The sequence below is a fragment of the Achromobacter sp. AONIH1 genome (assembly GCF_002902905.1).
Taxonomy (GTDB): Bacteria; Pseudomonadota; Gammaproteobacteria; order Burkholderiales; family Burkholderiaceae_B; genus Achromobacter.
On the sequence record NZ_CP026124.1, the window covers coordinates 4,126,174 to 4,139,866 of the forward strand.

12 protein-coding genes are annotated in these 13,693 nt (G+C 69.0%); 4 read left to right on the forward strand and 8 right to left on the reverse strand.

Going from position 1 to position 13,693, the window contains the following annotated elements; translation table 11 throughout:
• Positions 1–50 precede the first annotated feature (50 nt).
• Positions 51–707 carry a response regulator transcription factor gene (locus tag C2U31_RS18985; protein WP_103274193.1) on the reverse strand — a complete coding sequence of 219 codons (657 nt, stop codon included), beginning with the start codon at positions 705–707 and terminating at the stop codon, positions 51–53.
• Positions 704–2,125: a cache domain-containing protein gene (locus tag C2U31_RS18990; RefSeq protein WP_103274194.1), complete on the reverse strand. Its 1,422-nt coding sequence runs from the start codon at positions 2,123–2,125 to the stop codon at positions 704–706. Before C2U31_RS18990 ends, C2U31_RS18985 begins: the two co-directional genes overlap by 4 nt.
• A gap of 313 nt (positions 2,126–2,438) precedes the next feature.
• Here C2U31_RS18990 and C2U31_RS18995 point away from each other — a divergent pair, with 313 nt between their 5' ends.
• The 3 genes from C2U31_RS18995 to C2U31_RS19005 all read left to right on the forward strand — a co-directional run bounded on the left by C2U31_RS18995 (position 2,439) and on the right by C2U31_RS19005 (position 5,306).
• Complete coding sequence (locus C2U31_RS18995; RefSeq protein WP_103274195.1) at positions 2,439–4,526, forward strand: carbon starvation CstA family protein; 2,088 nt, start codon at positions 2,439–2,441, stop codon at positions 4,524–4,526.
• Positions 4,527–4,542: 16 nt separating this feature from the next.
• Positions 4,543–4,755, forward strand: coding sequence for a YbdD/YjiX family protein (locus C2U31_RS19000; protein ID WP_103274196.1), 213 nt, complete (start codon positions 4,543–4,545; stop codon positions 4,753–4,755).
• 188 nt (positions 4,756–4,943) lie between these two features.
• Complete coding sequence (locus tag C2U31_RS19005) at positions 4,944–5,306, forward strand: energy transducer TonB (RefSeq protein WP_158658403.1); 363 nt, start codon at positions 4,944–4,946, stop codon at positions 5,304–5,306.
• An 81-nt stretch (positions 5,307–5,387) separates the two neighbouring features.
• Here the strand turns inward: C2U31_RS19005 and C2U31_RS19010 are convergent, their stop codons facing one another.
• Together C2U31_RS19010 and C2U31_RS19015 are read right to left on the reverse strand one after the other, a co-directional pair.
• A complete protein-coding gene (locus tag C2U31_RS19010) occupies positions 5,388–6,335 on the reverse strand; it encodes a Dyp-type peroxidase (protein ID WP_369869790.1) in 948 nt (315 codons plus the stop codon).
• 97 nt (positions 6,336–6,432) lie between these two features.
• Positions 6,433–7,632 carry an MFS transporter gene (locus C2U31_RS19015; protein WP_233772419.1) on the reverse strand — a complete coding sequence of 400 codons (1,200 nt, stop codon included), beginning with the start codon at positions 7,630–7,632 and terminating at the stop codon, positions 6,433–6,435.
• 92 nt (positions 7,633–7,724) lie between these two features.
• On the opposite strand from C2U31_RS19015, the gene C2U31_RS19020 reads away from it, so the two are divergent.
• A complete protein-coding gene (locus tag C2U31_RS19020) occupies positions 7,725–8,180 on the forward strand; it encodes an Lrp/AsnC family transcriptional regulator (protein WP_103274199.1) in 456 nt (151 codons plus the stop codon).
• A gap of 74 nt (positions 8,181–8,254) precedes the next feature.
• Here the strand turns inward: C2U31_RS19020 and C2U31_RS19025 are convergent, their stop codons facing one another.
• The 4 genes from C2U31_RS19025 to C2U31_RS19040 form a co-directional block, all read right to left on the reverse strand.
• Complete coding sequence (locus C2U31_RS19025; RefSeq protein WP_103274200.1) at positions 8,255–9,427, reverse strand: metallophosphoesterase; 1,173 nt, start codon at positions 9,425–9,427, stop codon at positions 8,255–8,257.
• A gap of 149 nt (positions 9,428–9,576) precedes the next feature.
• Complete coding sequence (locus C2U31_RS19030) at positions 9,577–10,725, reverse strand: alpha-hydroxy acid oxidase (protein ID WP_233772889.1); 1,149 nt, start codon at positions 10,723–10,725, stop codon at positions 9,577–9,579.
• Positions 10,726–10,934: 209 nt separating this feature from the next.
• Positions 10,935–11,798, reverse strand: coding sequence for an archaetidylserine decarboxylase (gene asd / locus C2U31_RS19035; RefSeq protein WP_103274202.1), 864 nt, complete (start codon positions 11,796–11,798; stop codon positions 10,935–10,937).
• A 204-nt stretch (positions 11,799–12,002) separates the two neighbouring features.
• Positions 12,003–13,634 carry an ATP-binding cassette domain-containing protein gene (locus C2U31_RS19040; protein WP_103274203.1) on the reverse strand — a complete coding sequence of 544 codons (1,632 nt, stop codon included), beginning with the start codon at positions 13,632–13,634 and terminating at the stop codon, positions 12,003–12,005.
• Positions 13,635–13,693 lie beyond the last annotated feature (59 nt).

A 13,693-nucleotide genomic window follows, 5' to 3' on the forward strand; every position in this document is an offset into this window, starting at 1 on the left:
TCTGCCCGCAAGTCTACCCCAGCGCGAGCGGGCGTCGGGGCCGATTGTTCTCAAAGCACCCGGTTCTCGACCGCGTACTTGATCAGCTCGGCCTGGCCGTCGATGCCGAGCTTGCGCTTGATGTTCAGCCGGTGGGTTTCCACCGTGCGCACCGACAGGTTCAGCGCCTGCGCGATCTGCTTGTTGGCATGGCCCTCGGCGATGTGGCGCAGCACGTCGCGCTCGCGCTGGGTCAGCAGGGTGGCGGGGGCGCTGGCCTGCGACAGCCGCACGGCGACGGCGGCGCTGAAATAGCTGCGGCCGGCCATGACGGCGTCGATGGCGGTGATGATTTCCTGCGCCGGCTCGTCCTTGAGCAGGTAGCCGCGCGCGCCCGCGCGCACCGCCTGCAGCATGTATTCCGGGTTGTCGTGCATGGACAGCACCAGCACCGCGATCTGCGGATAGCGTTCGTGCAGCTGCGCGGCCAGCTCCAGTCCGCCCACGCCCGGCATGTTCAGGTCCATCAGCGCCAGGTGCGGCAGGGTGCCGCCGTCCGGCTCCTCGGCCAGGCAGCCGCGCAGGAAGGCGAGCGCGGCGGCGGCGTTGCCGGCCTCGCCGATAACGGCCAGGCCGGGCACGGTTTCCAGGCGCAGGCGCAACCCGTCCCGCACCAGGGGGTGGTCGTCGATCAGCAGCAGGCGGGTGGTTTCGTTATGGCGGGTCATGCGTCGTGGGTCGGGGAGGAGGTGGCGCCGGCCGGCAGCGGCAGCCAGGCTTTCAACAGGGTGCCCTGGACGCCGGAGTGCAGCACCAGGGTGCCGGACAGGGCCGCCATGCGCTCGCGCATGTTGCGCAGGCCTATGCCCCGGCGCGGATCCTGCTGCACTTCGGCGTGGTCGAAGCCGTGGCCGTCGTCGGCGATGCTCAGGGTCAGGTCGCGCGCGCCGTAGGTCAGCACCATCTCGGCGCGGGTGGCGCCTGCGTGGCGCAGCACATTGGTCAGCGCTTCCTGGGTGACGCGGAACAGCGCGGTGGCGTAGGCGTCGGGCAGCTTCACCGGGTGGCCGTCGGTGTGCAGCCGCACCGCCAGGGGCGTCACGCCGTGCTGGCTGGGTTGCGAGAATTCGCGGCCCAGGTGTTCCAGCGCGGCGGGCAGGCCCAGGTCGTCGAGCAGGGTGGGGCGCAGGTTGTGCGAGATGCGGCGCACCTCGCCCACGGCATTGTTCAGCCGGTCCAGCGCGCCGCCCAGCGGGGCGTCGATATGGGCCAGCGCGCGCGGCTCGGCGCCCAGCGCCTGGCGCAGCCGCTCGCGCGCCGCCTCCAGCGACAGCTTGATCGACACCAGCACCTGGCTGATGCCGTCGTGCAGCTCGCGCGACAGGCGCGCGCGCTCGTCTTCCTGGGTCCGCACCAGCTGCCGCGCCATCAGCCGCAGCTTGGCGTCGGACTGGCGGTGGTCGCTGATGTTCAGCGCCAGCCCGCAGGCGGCCACGCCCAGGATGCAGACGGCGGCGATGCCGGCGACCCAGGCGAACATGTCGCGGATGTTGGCCTGCGCCGCCGCGTCGATGCGCTGCAGGGCCTGGTTGACGTCGTCCAGGTAGATGCCGGTGCCCAGCATCCAGCCCCAGCGCTCCAGCACCACCACATAGCCGAGCTTTTCCTCGTTCTGGCGGGTGGACGGCCGTTCCCACAGATAGTGCACGGCTTCGCCGTGCTGGCCGCCGCGCCGGGCCGCGGCCAGCAGGTTCTGGATCACGGGCTGGCCCTGGGTGTCGCGCAGGTCCCAGAGTTCCTGGCCCACCAGTTCGGGCTGGCGCGGGTGCATCAGGTTCCTGCCCTGCAGGTCATAGACGAAGAAATAGCCGTCGCGGCCGAATTCCATCTGCGCCAGCAGGTCCAGCGCCCGCTGGCGCGTGGCCGGGTCGTCGCCGGCCTCCTGCAGCGGCGCGACCGCGCTGTAGGCCAGGCTGACGTAATGGCGCAGCTCGCTTTCCTTGCTGCCGAGCCAGGCGGTTTCCACCACCTGCTTTTCCATCTGCGCCAGCTTGAGCCCCTGCAGGTAGACGGCGACCGTGATGGCGGCCATCGCCGCCAGCAGGGGGACGGCGGCCAGCAGCAGGATCTTCAGGCGCAGTTTCATGGGAACGGTAAGCGGGCGGAACGTGAAATGTTGCGTTGCGTCATTCCCGGATAGGGGGACGATTGCAGGATTTGGATCGGAAATTGCAGAGATTACGGCATTTTATGCTGCGGCGCATTGCGTAGTACTACGTAGCGGCATTGCGTAGTTCCGCGCTTGTTGGCGCCTGGGCAAACCGAAATACTAACGCCCGCGCCGACATTGGCGCCGGGCGGACGCGTGCGTAAGCCCACCCACAACAACGAGTCTGCCTTCCGCGAGACGAAAAAAGCGTTTCACGCCAAAAGCATGGCGGGAGGCTAGAGGAGCACTTATGCAAACCAGCAGCAAGGGACTGGGTGAACACCTGGTCTGGCTGGCTGTCGCGGTACTGGGCGCGTTCGCGCTGGGCACCGTGGCGTTGGCCAGAGGGGAAACCATCAATGCGCTATGGGTGGTGATCGCCGCCGTATGCGTCTATCTGATCGCATACCGTTACTACAGCCGCTTCATCGCCAAGAAGGTTTTCCAGCTGGATCCGACGCGCATGACGCCGGCCTGGAAGCACAATGACGGCCTGGACTACGTGCCCACCAACAAGCACGTGCTGTTTGGCCACCACTTCGCCGCCATCGCCGGCGCAGGCCCGCTGGTCGGCCCCGTGCTGGCCGCGCAGATGGGCTACCTGCCCGGCATGCTGTGGATCCTGGCCGGCGTGGTGTTCGCCGGCGCCGTGCAGGATTTCACCATCCTGTTCATCTCGACGCGCCGCGACGGCCGTTCGCTGGGTGATCTGGTCAAGTCCGAGCTGGGCAAGATCCCGGGCGTGATCGCGCTGTTCGGCGCCTTCATGATCATGGTGATCATCCTGGCCGTGCTGGCGCTGATCGTGGTGAAGGCGCTGACGCATTCGCCGTGGGGCACCTTCACGGTGGCCGCCACCATTCCCATCGCGCTCTTCATGGGCGTTTACCTGCGCTACATCCGCCCGGGCAAGATCGGCGAAGTGTCCATCATCGGCTTCGTCGGCCTGATGGCCGCGATCGTGTTCGGCCAGGACGTGGCCGCGCATCCCGTGCTGGGTCCGCTGTTCGACTTCGACGGCAAGGGCCTGACCTGGATCCTGATCGTCTACGGCTTCATCGCCTCGGTGCTGCCCGTGTGGCTGCTGCTGGCCCCGCGCGACTACCTGTCGACCTTCCTGAAGATCGGCACCATCGTCGGCCTGGCCATCGGCATCGTCGTGGTCGCGCCCGAGCTGAAGATGCCCGCGCTGACCCAGTTCGTCGACGGTTCCGGCCCGGTCTGGTCGGGCAACCTGTTCCCGTTCCTCTTCATCACCATCGCCTGCGGCGCGGTGTCGGGCTTCCACGCGCTGATCTCCTCGGGCACCACGCCCAAGCTGATCGAGAACGAGACCCAGGCCCGCTACATCGGTTACGGCGGCATGCTGATGGAGTCTTTTGTCGCCATCATGGCGCTGGTGGCCGCCTGCGTGATCGAGCCGGGCATCTACTACGCCATGAACAGCCCGGCCGCCGTCATCGGCACCACGCCGGACCAGGTCGCCCAGGTGGTGTCCAGCTGGGGCTTCGTGATCACGCCGGCCGACCTGGTGCAGACCGCCAAGGACGTGGGCGAGAGCACCATCATCTCGCGCGCCGGCGGCGCGCCGACGCTGGCCGTGGGCATGGCGCACATCCTGCACCAGGCCATCGGCGGCCCGTCCATGATGGCGTTCTGGTATCACTTCGCCATCCTGTTCGAAGCGCTGTTCATCCTGACCGCCGTCGACGCGGGCACCCGCGCCGGCCGCTTCATGCTGCAGGACCTGATGGGCACTTTCGCGCCCTCGCTCAAGCGCACCGAGTCGCTGCCGGCCAACCTGATCGCCACCGGCCTGTGCGTGGCGGCCTGGGGCTACTTCCTGTACCAGGGCGTGGTCGATCCGCTGGGCGGCATCAACACGCTGTGGCCGCTGTTCGGCATCGCCAACCAGATGTTGGCCGCGATCGCGCTGACGCTGGGCGCCGTGGTGCTGTTCAAGATGAAGCGCGAGCGCTACGCCTGGGTCGCCGTGCTGCCGACGCTGTGGCTGCTGGCTTGCACGCTGACCGCCGGCTGGCAGAAGATCTTCGCCGCCGACCCCAAGGTCAGCTTCCTGGCGCACGCCGCCAAGTACAACGCCGCCATCGCCGAAGGCAAGGTGCTGGCCCCGGCCAAGTCGCTGGAGCAGATGTCGCGCGTGGTGCTGAACGACTACATCAACGCCGGTCTGTGCGCGATCTTCATGTTCGTGGTGATCAGCACGGTGACTTTCGGCATCCGGGCTGCGCTGCGCGCCCGCGCCGAGAACCGCCCGACCTCGCGCGAAACGCCGTACGAACCGCTGCCCAGCGCCGCGGCGGCCGGCGCGGACTGAACCTGACGGAGGCCGCATGCTGTTTTCCAACATGACTTCCGCCGCCGGCGCCGCCGGCCGTTACCTGGGGCAGACGCTCCGGCTGATGGTGGGCGTGCCGGATTACGAGACCTATGTGGAGCACATGCGCGCCACCCATCCGGATCAGGAGCCGATGAGCTACGAGGCGTTCTTCCGCGAACGGCAGGACGCCCGCTACGGCGGCAAGAAGCGGATCGGTTGCTGCTGATTCCCGCGCCTGGCGCGGACTGGTTCAAGAATAGGGCGGCCCTTTGGGGCCGCCCTTGACGTTTTGATGACGAGATGGCGCGCCTGGAGGCAGCCGTTTGTCAGGAAGGCCAAATACTGCGGTGTCACAATCGCCGATCGTTTCGGAATTCCCGGAAGATGATGCGCGCTTGCGTGCGAGGATGTCTGATGAAATGGAACAATGTCGCCGGCGCGCTGGCGCTATCGCTGATGCTGGGTTGCGCCATCGCGGGATCCGGCTCGGAATATGCGACGCACGTGCGTGAGTGCGTGACGCTGAAGGATGGAATGCCCGTCTTGGACGGACCCATCGTCAAGGTGCGCTACGGTTTCCAGGTCAACGCGCGGCAGCGTGTCGAGTCTCTTGAACTGATGGAGTCGTCGGGTGTGGCTGATTTCGACGAGGCTGTCGGGAAGGGCATCCAGCAGTGTGATCCATTTCCGCTGCCGCCCCTGGGTGGCCAGTTGAAGCACGACTTTCCTCTGAGGATGGACATCACCTACGACAGCCGCATCTCAGATGGGAAGTGAGGTAATGTCCGCCTTTCCCTCAGGTTTGCCGCGGCGGAGCAAGGCCCGAATCGGACCAGGCTCCAGGCGCGGCGAGTCGGCTTATTCGGCGTCTTCCAGGAAATCCGCCGGCGGCACGAAATACAGCGAACCCGTCACGGCGCGGCTGACGTCCAGCAGACGGTCGTAGTTGCCCGGCGGGTTGCCCAGGAACATGTTGTCCAGCATGCGCTCGATGCGCGAGGGCGAGCGCGCGTAGCCGATGAAGTAGGTGCCGAATTCACCCTTGCCGGCGTCGCCGAAGGGCATGTTGTCGCGCAGGATGGGCTGTTCCTCGCCATCCTTCTCGATCACGGTCAGCACGTTGTGCGCGTAGCTGGGCTTGGCCGCATCGTCCAGCTCGACGTTGGACAGCTTCTTGCGGCCGATGATCTTTTCCTGCTGCTCGACCGGGATTTCGTCCCACTTCTTCATGTCGTGCAGGTACTTCTGCACGATGACGTAGCTGCCGCCCTTGAACGCCTCGTCCTCGTCGCCGATCAGCGTGGCGTCGCGCGCGGCCTGGGCCACCGGGTTTTCCGTGCCGTCGACGAAGCCGAGCAGGTCGCGGTCGTCGAAATACTTGAAGCCCTGGGCCGTGTCGGCCACCGTCACTGCGCCTTCCAGCCGCGCCATGATCAGCGTGGACAGCTCGAAACAGAGGTCCATGCGCTCGGCGCGCAGGTGGAACAGCAGGTCGCCGGGCGTGGCGGGGGCGTGATGCACGCCGTTGATCTCACGGAACGGATGCAGTTCCTTCGGGCGCGGCGCGCCAAACAGGCGGTCCCAGGCCTGCGAGCCGATGCCCATGACACAGGACAGCGTGTCGTCGGCGGCGCGCACGCCCACGCTGCGGGTCAGGCCGGCGATATCGGCGCACAGGCCGCGCGCGGCGGCCTCGGCATCCGGGCCGGGGTTGAGGGTGGCCACCAGGAAGATGGCGGAGCGGGTCAGTCGGGCGTCGACGGCTTGGGGCGTGGTGGCGGTCACTCTGTCTTCCTTGATAGTGATGGGCGCGGCGATGTCACGGAGCCGCGCGCAACGGCAGCATAGCCGACCGGGACGAAAAAAAGCCCCGCTGGACGGCGGGGCCTGGAGACTGGGCGCATCAGGCGCTGGCGCGGGCTTCGGTGCTGCCTTGAACGCGCGCCGCGCGGCGCGCGTTCAGGCGCCAGTGCAATCCCAGCGCGGCGACCGCGACGGCGCCGCTGGCCGACAGGGCCAGCGTGGCGAAGCCAGCATGGGTGTACAGCGTGCCGGCGACGGCGGTGCCCAGGCTGGCGCCCAGGTAGGTGACGCAGGTGTTCAGGCCCAGCACCGCGCCGCGTTCCTCGGGGCGGGCGCGCGACAGCAGCAGCACCAGCAGGTTCAGGCACAGCTGCGAGGCCGCGCCCCAGACGGCGGCGATGAGCAGCACGGCCGGCAGCGCCCGCGCGGCGGGCAGCAGCGCCAGGTAGACCAGAGCGGCGGCGCCCAGCGCCAGCGGTAGCGCGCGGCGCGGGCCCAGGCGTTCGATCAGCCGCGCGCCCAGCAGGCCCGACAGCATGAAGCCGGCGCCGTAGGCGAAGGCGATGAAACCGACCTGTCCGGCCGACAGCGCCAGCAGGCGCCGCACGTGGTCGGCCAGGAAGGCGTAGACGCCGTAGAAGGCGGACGAGAATGCCAGGCAGCCCAGCAGCAGCGCCGGCACGTCGCGGTACGACAGCGGCGCCAACAGGCGCGACAGGCGCAGCGGCGCGGGATGGGCGGCGCGGCGTTCGGGCAGGCGGCGCAGGCCCAGCAGGGCGACGGCGGCGCACAGCGCGAGCACGCCATAGGTGGCGCGCCAGCCGATGGCGTCGGAAATCAGCGCCGACAGCGGCACGCCGGCCACCAGCGATACCGACCAGCCGGCGATGACGCGGCCCAGCGTGCGCGCCTCCTGGCCGGGCTGCGCGATCAGCGAGGCCGAGCCGTAGGCGGCGGGCAGGATGACGCCGGCGGCCGTGCCGGCCACGGCCTGGGCCAGCGTCAGCGCCAGCCAGTGCGGCGCGGCGGCCGACAGCAGCAGCGCGGCGATCAGCGCCAGCATGCCGCCCAGCAGCGTGCGGCGGATGCCGATGCGGTCGATGCGCGCGGCCAGGAAGAAGGCGCTGGCGGCGGTGGCGGCTCCATAGGCGGAAATGGCCGTGCTGATGGTGAGCGGGGTGGTCGAGAACGACCGGGCCACGTCGGAAAGAATGGGACTGAGCGCCAGGCCGTTGGATCCCACGACGCTGACGGCGAACATCAGGGCGGGAACGGGGCTGCGGGTGTTGCGATTCTGCATTCTCCGAATTTTATTTGAATAAAATAAGGGTTTACACCGATAATCCTTTATTCCATAAAAGTTTGAACGCCATTCGGCGTAACCCGATTCCGATGTCAGATCTCGACGAGCGCGACCGAAAACTATTAACGCTGCTGGCCGCCGACGCCACGCCCAGCTATGCCGAACTGGGCAAATTGCTGAACCTGTCCGCGCCGGCCGTGCACGAGCGCGTCAAGCGCCTGAAGCGCGATGGCCAGATCAAGGGCATCGCCGCCAGGCTGGACGGCGCGAAGATCGGCCGGCCGCTGCTGGCCTTCGTCCACGTGGACACCAACAACTGGACCATCACCCAGCAGGTGCTGGGCCTGGCCGAGCTGAACGAGGTCGAGGAAATCCACACCATCACGGGCAAGAGCGCCATGCTGCTCAAGGTGCGCGTGAGCGATACGCAGGCGCTGGAGCAGCTGCTGGCGCGCATCCACAAGATCGAGGGCATCACCAACACCACCAGCGACATCGCGCTGACCAGCTATCTGGAGCGCGGTCCGCTGCCGGACGACGCCTGAGCGCTGGCCCGTCAGGGAGCGTGGAGAGCCGGCCCGGGTCGGCCGGCTTGGCGCGGCCCCCGGCCGGTGCGCCGTCAGACGCGGGGGCCTGGCGCCGCGCGCAGGAGCAGCCGCGTGATCTCGGACGGCGCGCCCAGCCGCTTGGGCGGTCCCCAGTAGCCGGTGCCCCGGCTGATGTAGATCCACATCCTGCCGTGCCGGTGCAGCCCGGCGGTATAGGGCTGCTGCAGGCGCACGAAGAAGCCCCAGGGAAAGAACTGCCCGCCATGCGTGTGGCCCGACAGTTGCAGGGTGTAGCCCAGCGGCTCGGCGGCGGCCGCGCTGCGCGGCTGGTGCGCCAGCAGGATGCGCGGCCAGGCATCGGCCGGCGCGCCGGCCAGCGCCGCCGCCGGATTGCTGCGCTGGTGGGGATCGAAGGCGCCGGCGCTGTAGTCGGTGACGCCGGCGATGATCATCGGCAGTCCGGACGGATGGATCAGCGCGTGCTCGTTCATCAGCACCCGCAGCCCCATGCGGCGGAATTCCGCGACCCAGGGCGCGGCGCCCGAATAGTATTCATGGTTGCCCGTCACCAGATACACGCCATGAGGCGCGCGCAGCTGGCCCAGCGGGCTGGCCTGCGCGGCCAGCTGTTCGACGCTGCCGTCGACCACGTCGCCGGTGATGGCGACGAGGTCCGGCGATTCCTGGTTGACCGCGTCCACGATGGCCTGCACGTAGCGCTGCTTGATGGTGGGGCCGACGTGGATGTCGCTGATCTGCACGATGGTGAAGCCGTCCAGGTCGGGCGGCAGGCCGGCGATGGGCACGTCCACCGTGACCACGCGGGCGCGCCGGCGCGCGTTGACGAAGCCCACGATGGTGGCGGCCAGCGCCAGCGTCGCCACCCACCAGGCCGAGGCCTGCCGCAGCGCGGTCCAGCCCAATTCCAGGCCCGCCAGGCTGGCCAGCCACAGGATCAGCAGCAGCGCGTCGCGCAGCACGGTGAAGACGAACAGCGACGAGAACAGGCCCATCGTGATCAGCCCGACCCAGGCGATCCGGTCGCCCCAGGGTGGCCGCGCCGAGGACCGGGCCAGCATGCCCAGCGGGATCAGGATGCAGGACAGCGCCAGCGCCAGCACGGCCGCGGCCGCGCTGGGGCCGTGATGCAGTCCGTCGGGAATGAGGCGGGCGCCGACGTAGAGATGGGCCAGCGCGCCCAGCGTGAGAAAGCGCAGGAAAAACGAGGATTGGCGTAGGGACACGGGGCGGCACCGGAGCGCCCGCGAGGCAGGCGCGTAGCAAGGGAATTGCCATTCTATGCCCCGGAGATGCCCGGGGGGCCGTGACGCTCGCGCCAGCGGGTTGCGGCAGGCGCGCGGCGCCTGCGGCCGCGCGCGCCGCCATGGCGGAGTCAGCGCCCTGGCAACTCGTCGCGGCGCAGCAGGCCGGGATGCAGCTCGTCGAGCCGGTTGATGCCGAGCATGGCCATGTTGCGGTCGACTTCGGCGCGCAGCAGGCCGATGGCGTGCGCCACGCCGGCCTCGCCGCCGATGGCGGCCGCGTAATTGAAGGGTCGGCCCACGAACACGCAGCGCGCACCCAGCGCCAGCGCCTTGAGCACGTCGCCGCCCCGGCGCACGCCGCTGTCCAGCATCACCGGCATGTCGCCGGCAGCGTCCAGCACGCCCGGCAGCGCCAGCAGCGGCGGCACCGCGCCGTCGAGCTGGCGGCCGCCATGGTTGGAGACGATGATGCCGTCCACGCCATGCTCGCGCGCCAGGGCCGCGTCGTCCGGATGCAGGATGCCCTTGATGACCAGCGCGCCGGGCCATTGCCGGCGGATGCGGGCCACGTGCTCCCAGCTCAGGTGGTCACGGGCCGAGAAATCGCGCAGCACGGAGGCCGACAGGATGGGCGCGCCGCGCGTGGCGAAGGAGTTCTCGAAGTGCGGCATGCCATGCGCCAGCAGCGTGCGCAGGAAGGTGCCGGCCAGCCAGCGCGGCCGGGTCAGGCCGTCCCAGGCCAGCCGCAGGCTGGGCTTGAGCGGCGTGGAGAAGCCGGTACGCACATTGTTCTCGCGATTGGCGGACACGGGAATGTCCACGGTCAGCACCAGGGTCTCGTAGCCGGACTTGCGGGCGCGCTCGACCAGCGCGTCGATGCGGGCCGGATCGCCGGGCAGATAGGCCTGGAACCAGGTGCCGGGCGCGGCCTGGATCACGTCTTCAAGCGGAATCAGCGAGGTGCCGCTGAGGATGGCGGGGATGTTGGACGCACGCGCGGCGCGGGCCTGGACGATGTCGCCGCGATAGGCCGACAGCGCGCTCAGGCCCATGGGCGCGATGCCGAACGGCGCGTCGTAGCGGCGGCCGAACAGGTCGAATTGCTGCGAGCGGGCCGATACGTTCACCAGCACGCGCGGCACGAAGCCGTAGCGCGCGAACGCGTCGCGGTTGGCGCGCAGCGACTGGTTGTCCTCGGCCGCGCCGGCGATGTAGCCGAAGATGGGGCGCGGCAGGCGCCGGCGCGCGGCCTGCTCGAAGTCGTCCAGCGACAGCATGCGCGCCAGGGCGCGGGGCAGGGGACGGGCGGGGGCGGTGGCGGTCATGGCGGGCGGTGCGCGACGGGGAAAGCCCCATAATCTAGCAACGCCGCCGCGCGCCACAAAGCGAATAAAACGCGAAGCGCTTCTTTGCCGGAAGGAAACATCGCGCCGGGGAAGCCGGCGCGACTCCGATCAGGGTTGGCCGCCGGAGCGGGCAGGCGGTCTCAGGCCGGCAGGGCCAGCAGCTCGCCCATGCGGACCGGGCCGCGCACCGAGGGCGTGTCGGACCAGCGGATCTTGTCCGGGCCGAACAGCACGATGGCGGTGGACCCGAGCTTGAAGCGGCCCATCTCGGCGCCCTTGTCCAGGTGGATGGGCGCGCGCGCGTCGGCGTCGTAGCGCGTGGCCTTGACGCCGCGCTTGTGCGGCGTGACCAGGCCGGCCCAGACGGTTTCGATGGAGGCGACGATCATGGCGCCGACCAGCACCAGCGCCATGGGGCCGTGCTCGGTGTCGAAGATGCAGACCACGCGCTCGTTGCGCGCGAACAGGCGCGGCACGTTGCGGGCCGTCAGCGGATTGACCGAGAACAGCCGGCCTGGCACGTGGACCATTTCGCGCAGCGTGCCGGCCACCGGCATGTGGACCCGGTGATAGTCGCGCGGCGACAGGTAGATGGTGGCGAACTCGCCGCCCTGGAACGGCGCGGCGCGCTCGGCGTCGCCGCCCAGCAGGTCGGCCAGTCCGTAGCTGTGGCCCTTGGCCTGGAAGATGCGGCCATGCTCGATGGCGCCCATCTGGCTGATCGCGCCGTCGGCCGGACACAGCACCGAGCCGGGTTCGTCGTCCAGCGGCCGCGCGCCGTCCTTCAGCGCGCGCGTGAAGAAATCGTTGAAGCAGTCGTAGGCCAGCGCGTCTTCCTGCTCGGCCTCGCTCATGTCGACGCCGTAGCGCTGCACGAAGCGCGAGATCATCCAGTTCTTGACCGCGGGTTCCCGGCAGTCGGACGCGTATCCGAACAGGCGCGACACCAGATGGTGGGGCGCGAGGTACTGGCTGGCGAGAAATAGCTGGTCTTTGATGGGCATCTGCGGGGGAAATAGCAGCGTCCCGCAAGGAGCGGGACGCGATGGAAGGGGCGCGCGGGCGGGGGCGCGCAATGGGCGCGATTGTAACCTGATCGGCCCGGCGCGGCGTATGTCGTCAGACCCCGAGCCAGACTCGAATCAAACTCGAATCAGACCCGCGCGAGACCCGCGCGAGATCCGCGCCAGGCCGGGCGGCGTGTGGCTTCAGGCCGCCTTGGCGGACAGCTTGGTCTGGTACAGCCAGGCCTTGTAGTCGTCCAGGTCGCCGTCGAAAGGACGCACCTGACCGTCGGCCACGATGATGAACTGGTCGGTGCTGGCGCGCAGCAGGTGGCGGTCGTGCGAGACCAGCACCAGCGTGCCCTCGAACTGCGCCAGCGCGCTGGTCAGCGCTTCGCGCGTTTCCAGGTCCAGGTGGTTGGTGGGTTCGTCCAGCAGCAGCAGGTTGGGGCGCTGCCAGACGATCAGCGCCAGCGCCAGCCGCGCCTTCTCGCCGCCGGAGAACGGCGTGATCGGGCTGGTGGCCATGGCGCCGTTGAAATTGAAACTGCCCAGGAAGTTGCGCAGCTCCTGCTCGCGCACATTGGGCGCGAGCTTGGTCATGTGCCACAGCGGCGATTCGTCGTGGCGCAGCATCTCGACCTGGTGCTGGGCGAAGTAGCCGATGGACAGGCCCTTGTTGAACTGAGTGTCGCCCGCCAGCGATTGCAGCTCGCCGGCGATGGTCTTGATGAAGGTCGACTTGCCGGCGCCGTTGATGCCCAACAGGCCGATGCGCTGTCCGGCCTGCAGCGAGAAATTGATGCCGGACACGATGATCTTCTCGGACACGGTCTGCGTATCTTCGTCGATGTTGCGGTAGCCGGCCGACACCGCGTCCATGGTCAGCAGCGGGTTGGGCGCGCGCAGCGGCTCGCGGAACTCGAAGGAGAACTCGGCGGCGGCGCGCAGCGGCGCCACTTCCTCCATCCGCGCCAGCGCCTTGATGCGGCTCTGCGCCTGGCGCGCCTTGCTGGCCTGGGCCTTGAAGCGGTCGATGAAGGACTGCAGGTGCGCGCGCTGGCGCATCTGCTTTTCCATCATGCCCTGGGCCAGCACCAGCTGCGCCGCGCGCTGGCGCTCGAACGACGAGTAATTGCCGGAATAGCGCCGCAGCTTGCGCTCGTCGATGTGCACCACGACGTTGACCACTTCGTCCAGGAAGTCGCGGTCGTGCGAGATGATGAGCAGCGTGCCCGGATAGCGCTTGAGCCAGTCCTCCAGCCAGATGATGGCGTCCAGGTCCAGGTGGTTGGTGGGCTCGTCCAGCAGCAGCAGGTCGGACGGGCACATCAGCGCCTGCGCCAGGTTCAGGCGCATGCGCCAGCCGCCCGAGAAGCTGGTCAGCGGCAGCCGCATCTGTTCCTGCGTGAAGCCCAGGCCGGTCAGCAGCTGCTCGGCGCGCGAGTGCGCGGTGTAGGCGTCGGCGTCGGCCAGCGCGGCGTAGATCTCGGCCATGCGCAGGCCGTTCTCGGCGCTTTCCGGTTCGGCTTCCAGCGCGGCCAGCTCGGCCTCCAGCTGGCGCAGCGTGGCGTCGCCGTCGATGGCGTATTCGATGGCCGGGCGGTCCAGCGCCGGCGTTTCCTGGGCCACGTGCGCCATGCGCCAGGTGGCCGGGTAGTCCAGGTCGCCCTGGTCGGCGTGCAGCACGCCGCGCAGCAGCGCGAACAGGCTGGACTTGCCGGCGCCGTTGGCGCCGATGAGGCCGATCTTGTCGCCGGGGTTGAGCAGCAGGTCGGCTTTGTCGAGCAGCGGCTTGACGCCGCGCGCGAGGGAAACTTGTTGGAAGCGGATCATGGTCGAAGCGGAAACGGGGGCGGGCCGGCGCGGTACCGCCGCGCGCGACACGGCGCGCG

Bases quoted from the DNA above. Each gene is read 5' to 3' on its own strand.
- C2U31_RS18985 (WP_103274193.1), bottom strand. From the start codon at position 707: ATGACCCGCCATAACGAAACCACCCGCCTGCTGCTGATCGACGACCAC.
- C2U31_RS18990 (WP_103274194.1), bottom strand. From the start codon at position 2,125: ATGAAACTGCGCCTGAAGATCCTGCTGCTGGCCGCCGTCCCCCTGCTG.
- C2U31_RS18995 (WP_103274195.1), top strand. From the start codon at position 2,439: ATGCAAACCAGCAGCAAGGGACTGGGTGAACACCTGGTCTGGCTGGCT.
- C2U31_RS19000 (WP_103274196.1), top strand. From the start codon at position 4,543: ATGCTGTTTTCCAACATGACTTCCGCCGCCGGCGCCGCCGGCCGTTAC.
- C2U31_RS19005 (WP_158658403.1), top strand. From the start codon at position 4,944: ATGAAATGGAACAATGTCGCCGGCGCGCTGGCGCTATCGCTGATGCTG.
- C2U31_RS19015 (WP_233772419.1), bottom strand. From the start codon at position 7,632: ATGCAGAATCGCAACACCCGCAGCCCCGTTCCCGCCCTGATGTTCGCC.
- C2U31_RS19020 (WP_103274199.1), top strand. From the start codon at position 7,725: ATGTCAGATCTCGACGAGCGCGACCGAAAACTATTAACGCTGCTGGCC.
- C2U31_RS19030 (WP_233772889.1), bottom strand. From the start codon at position 10,725: ATGCTGTCGCTGGACGACTTCGAGCAGGCCGCGCGCCGGCGCCTGCCG.
- asd (WP_103274202.1), bottom strand. From the start codon at position 11,798: ATGCCCATCAAAGACCAGCTATTTCTCGCCAGCCAGTACCTCGCGCCC.
- C2U31_RS19040 (WP_103274203.1), bottom strand. From the start codon at position 13,634: ATGATCCGCTTCCAACAAGTTTCCCTCGCGCGCGGCGTCAAGCCGCTG.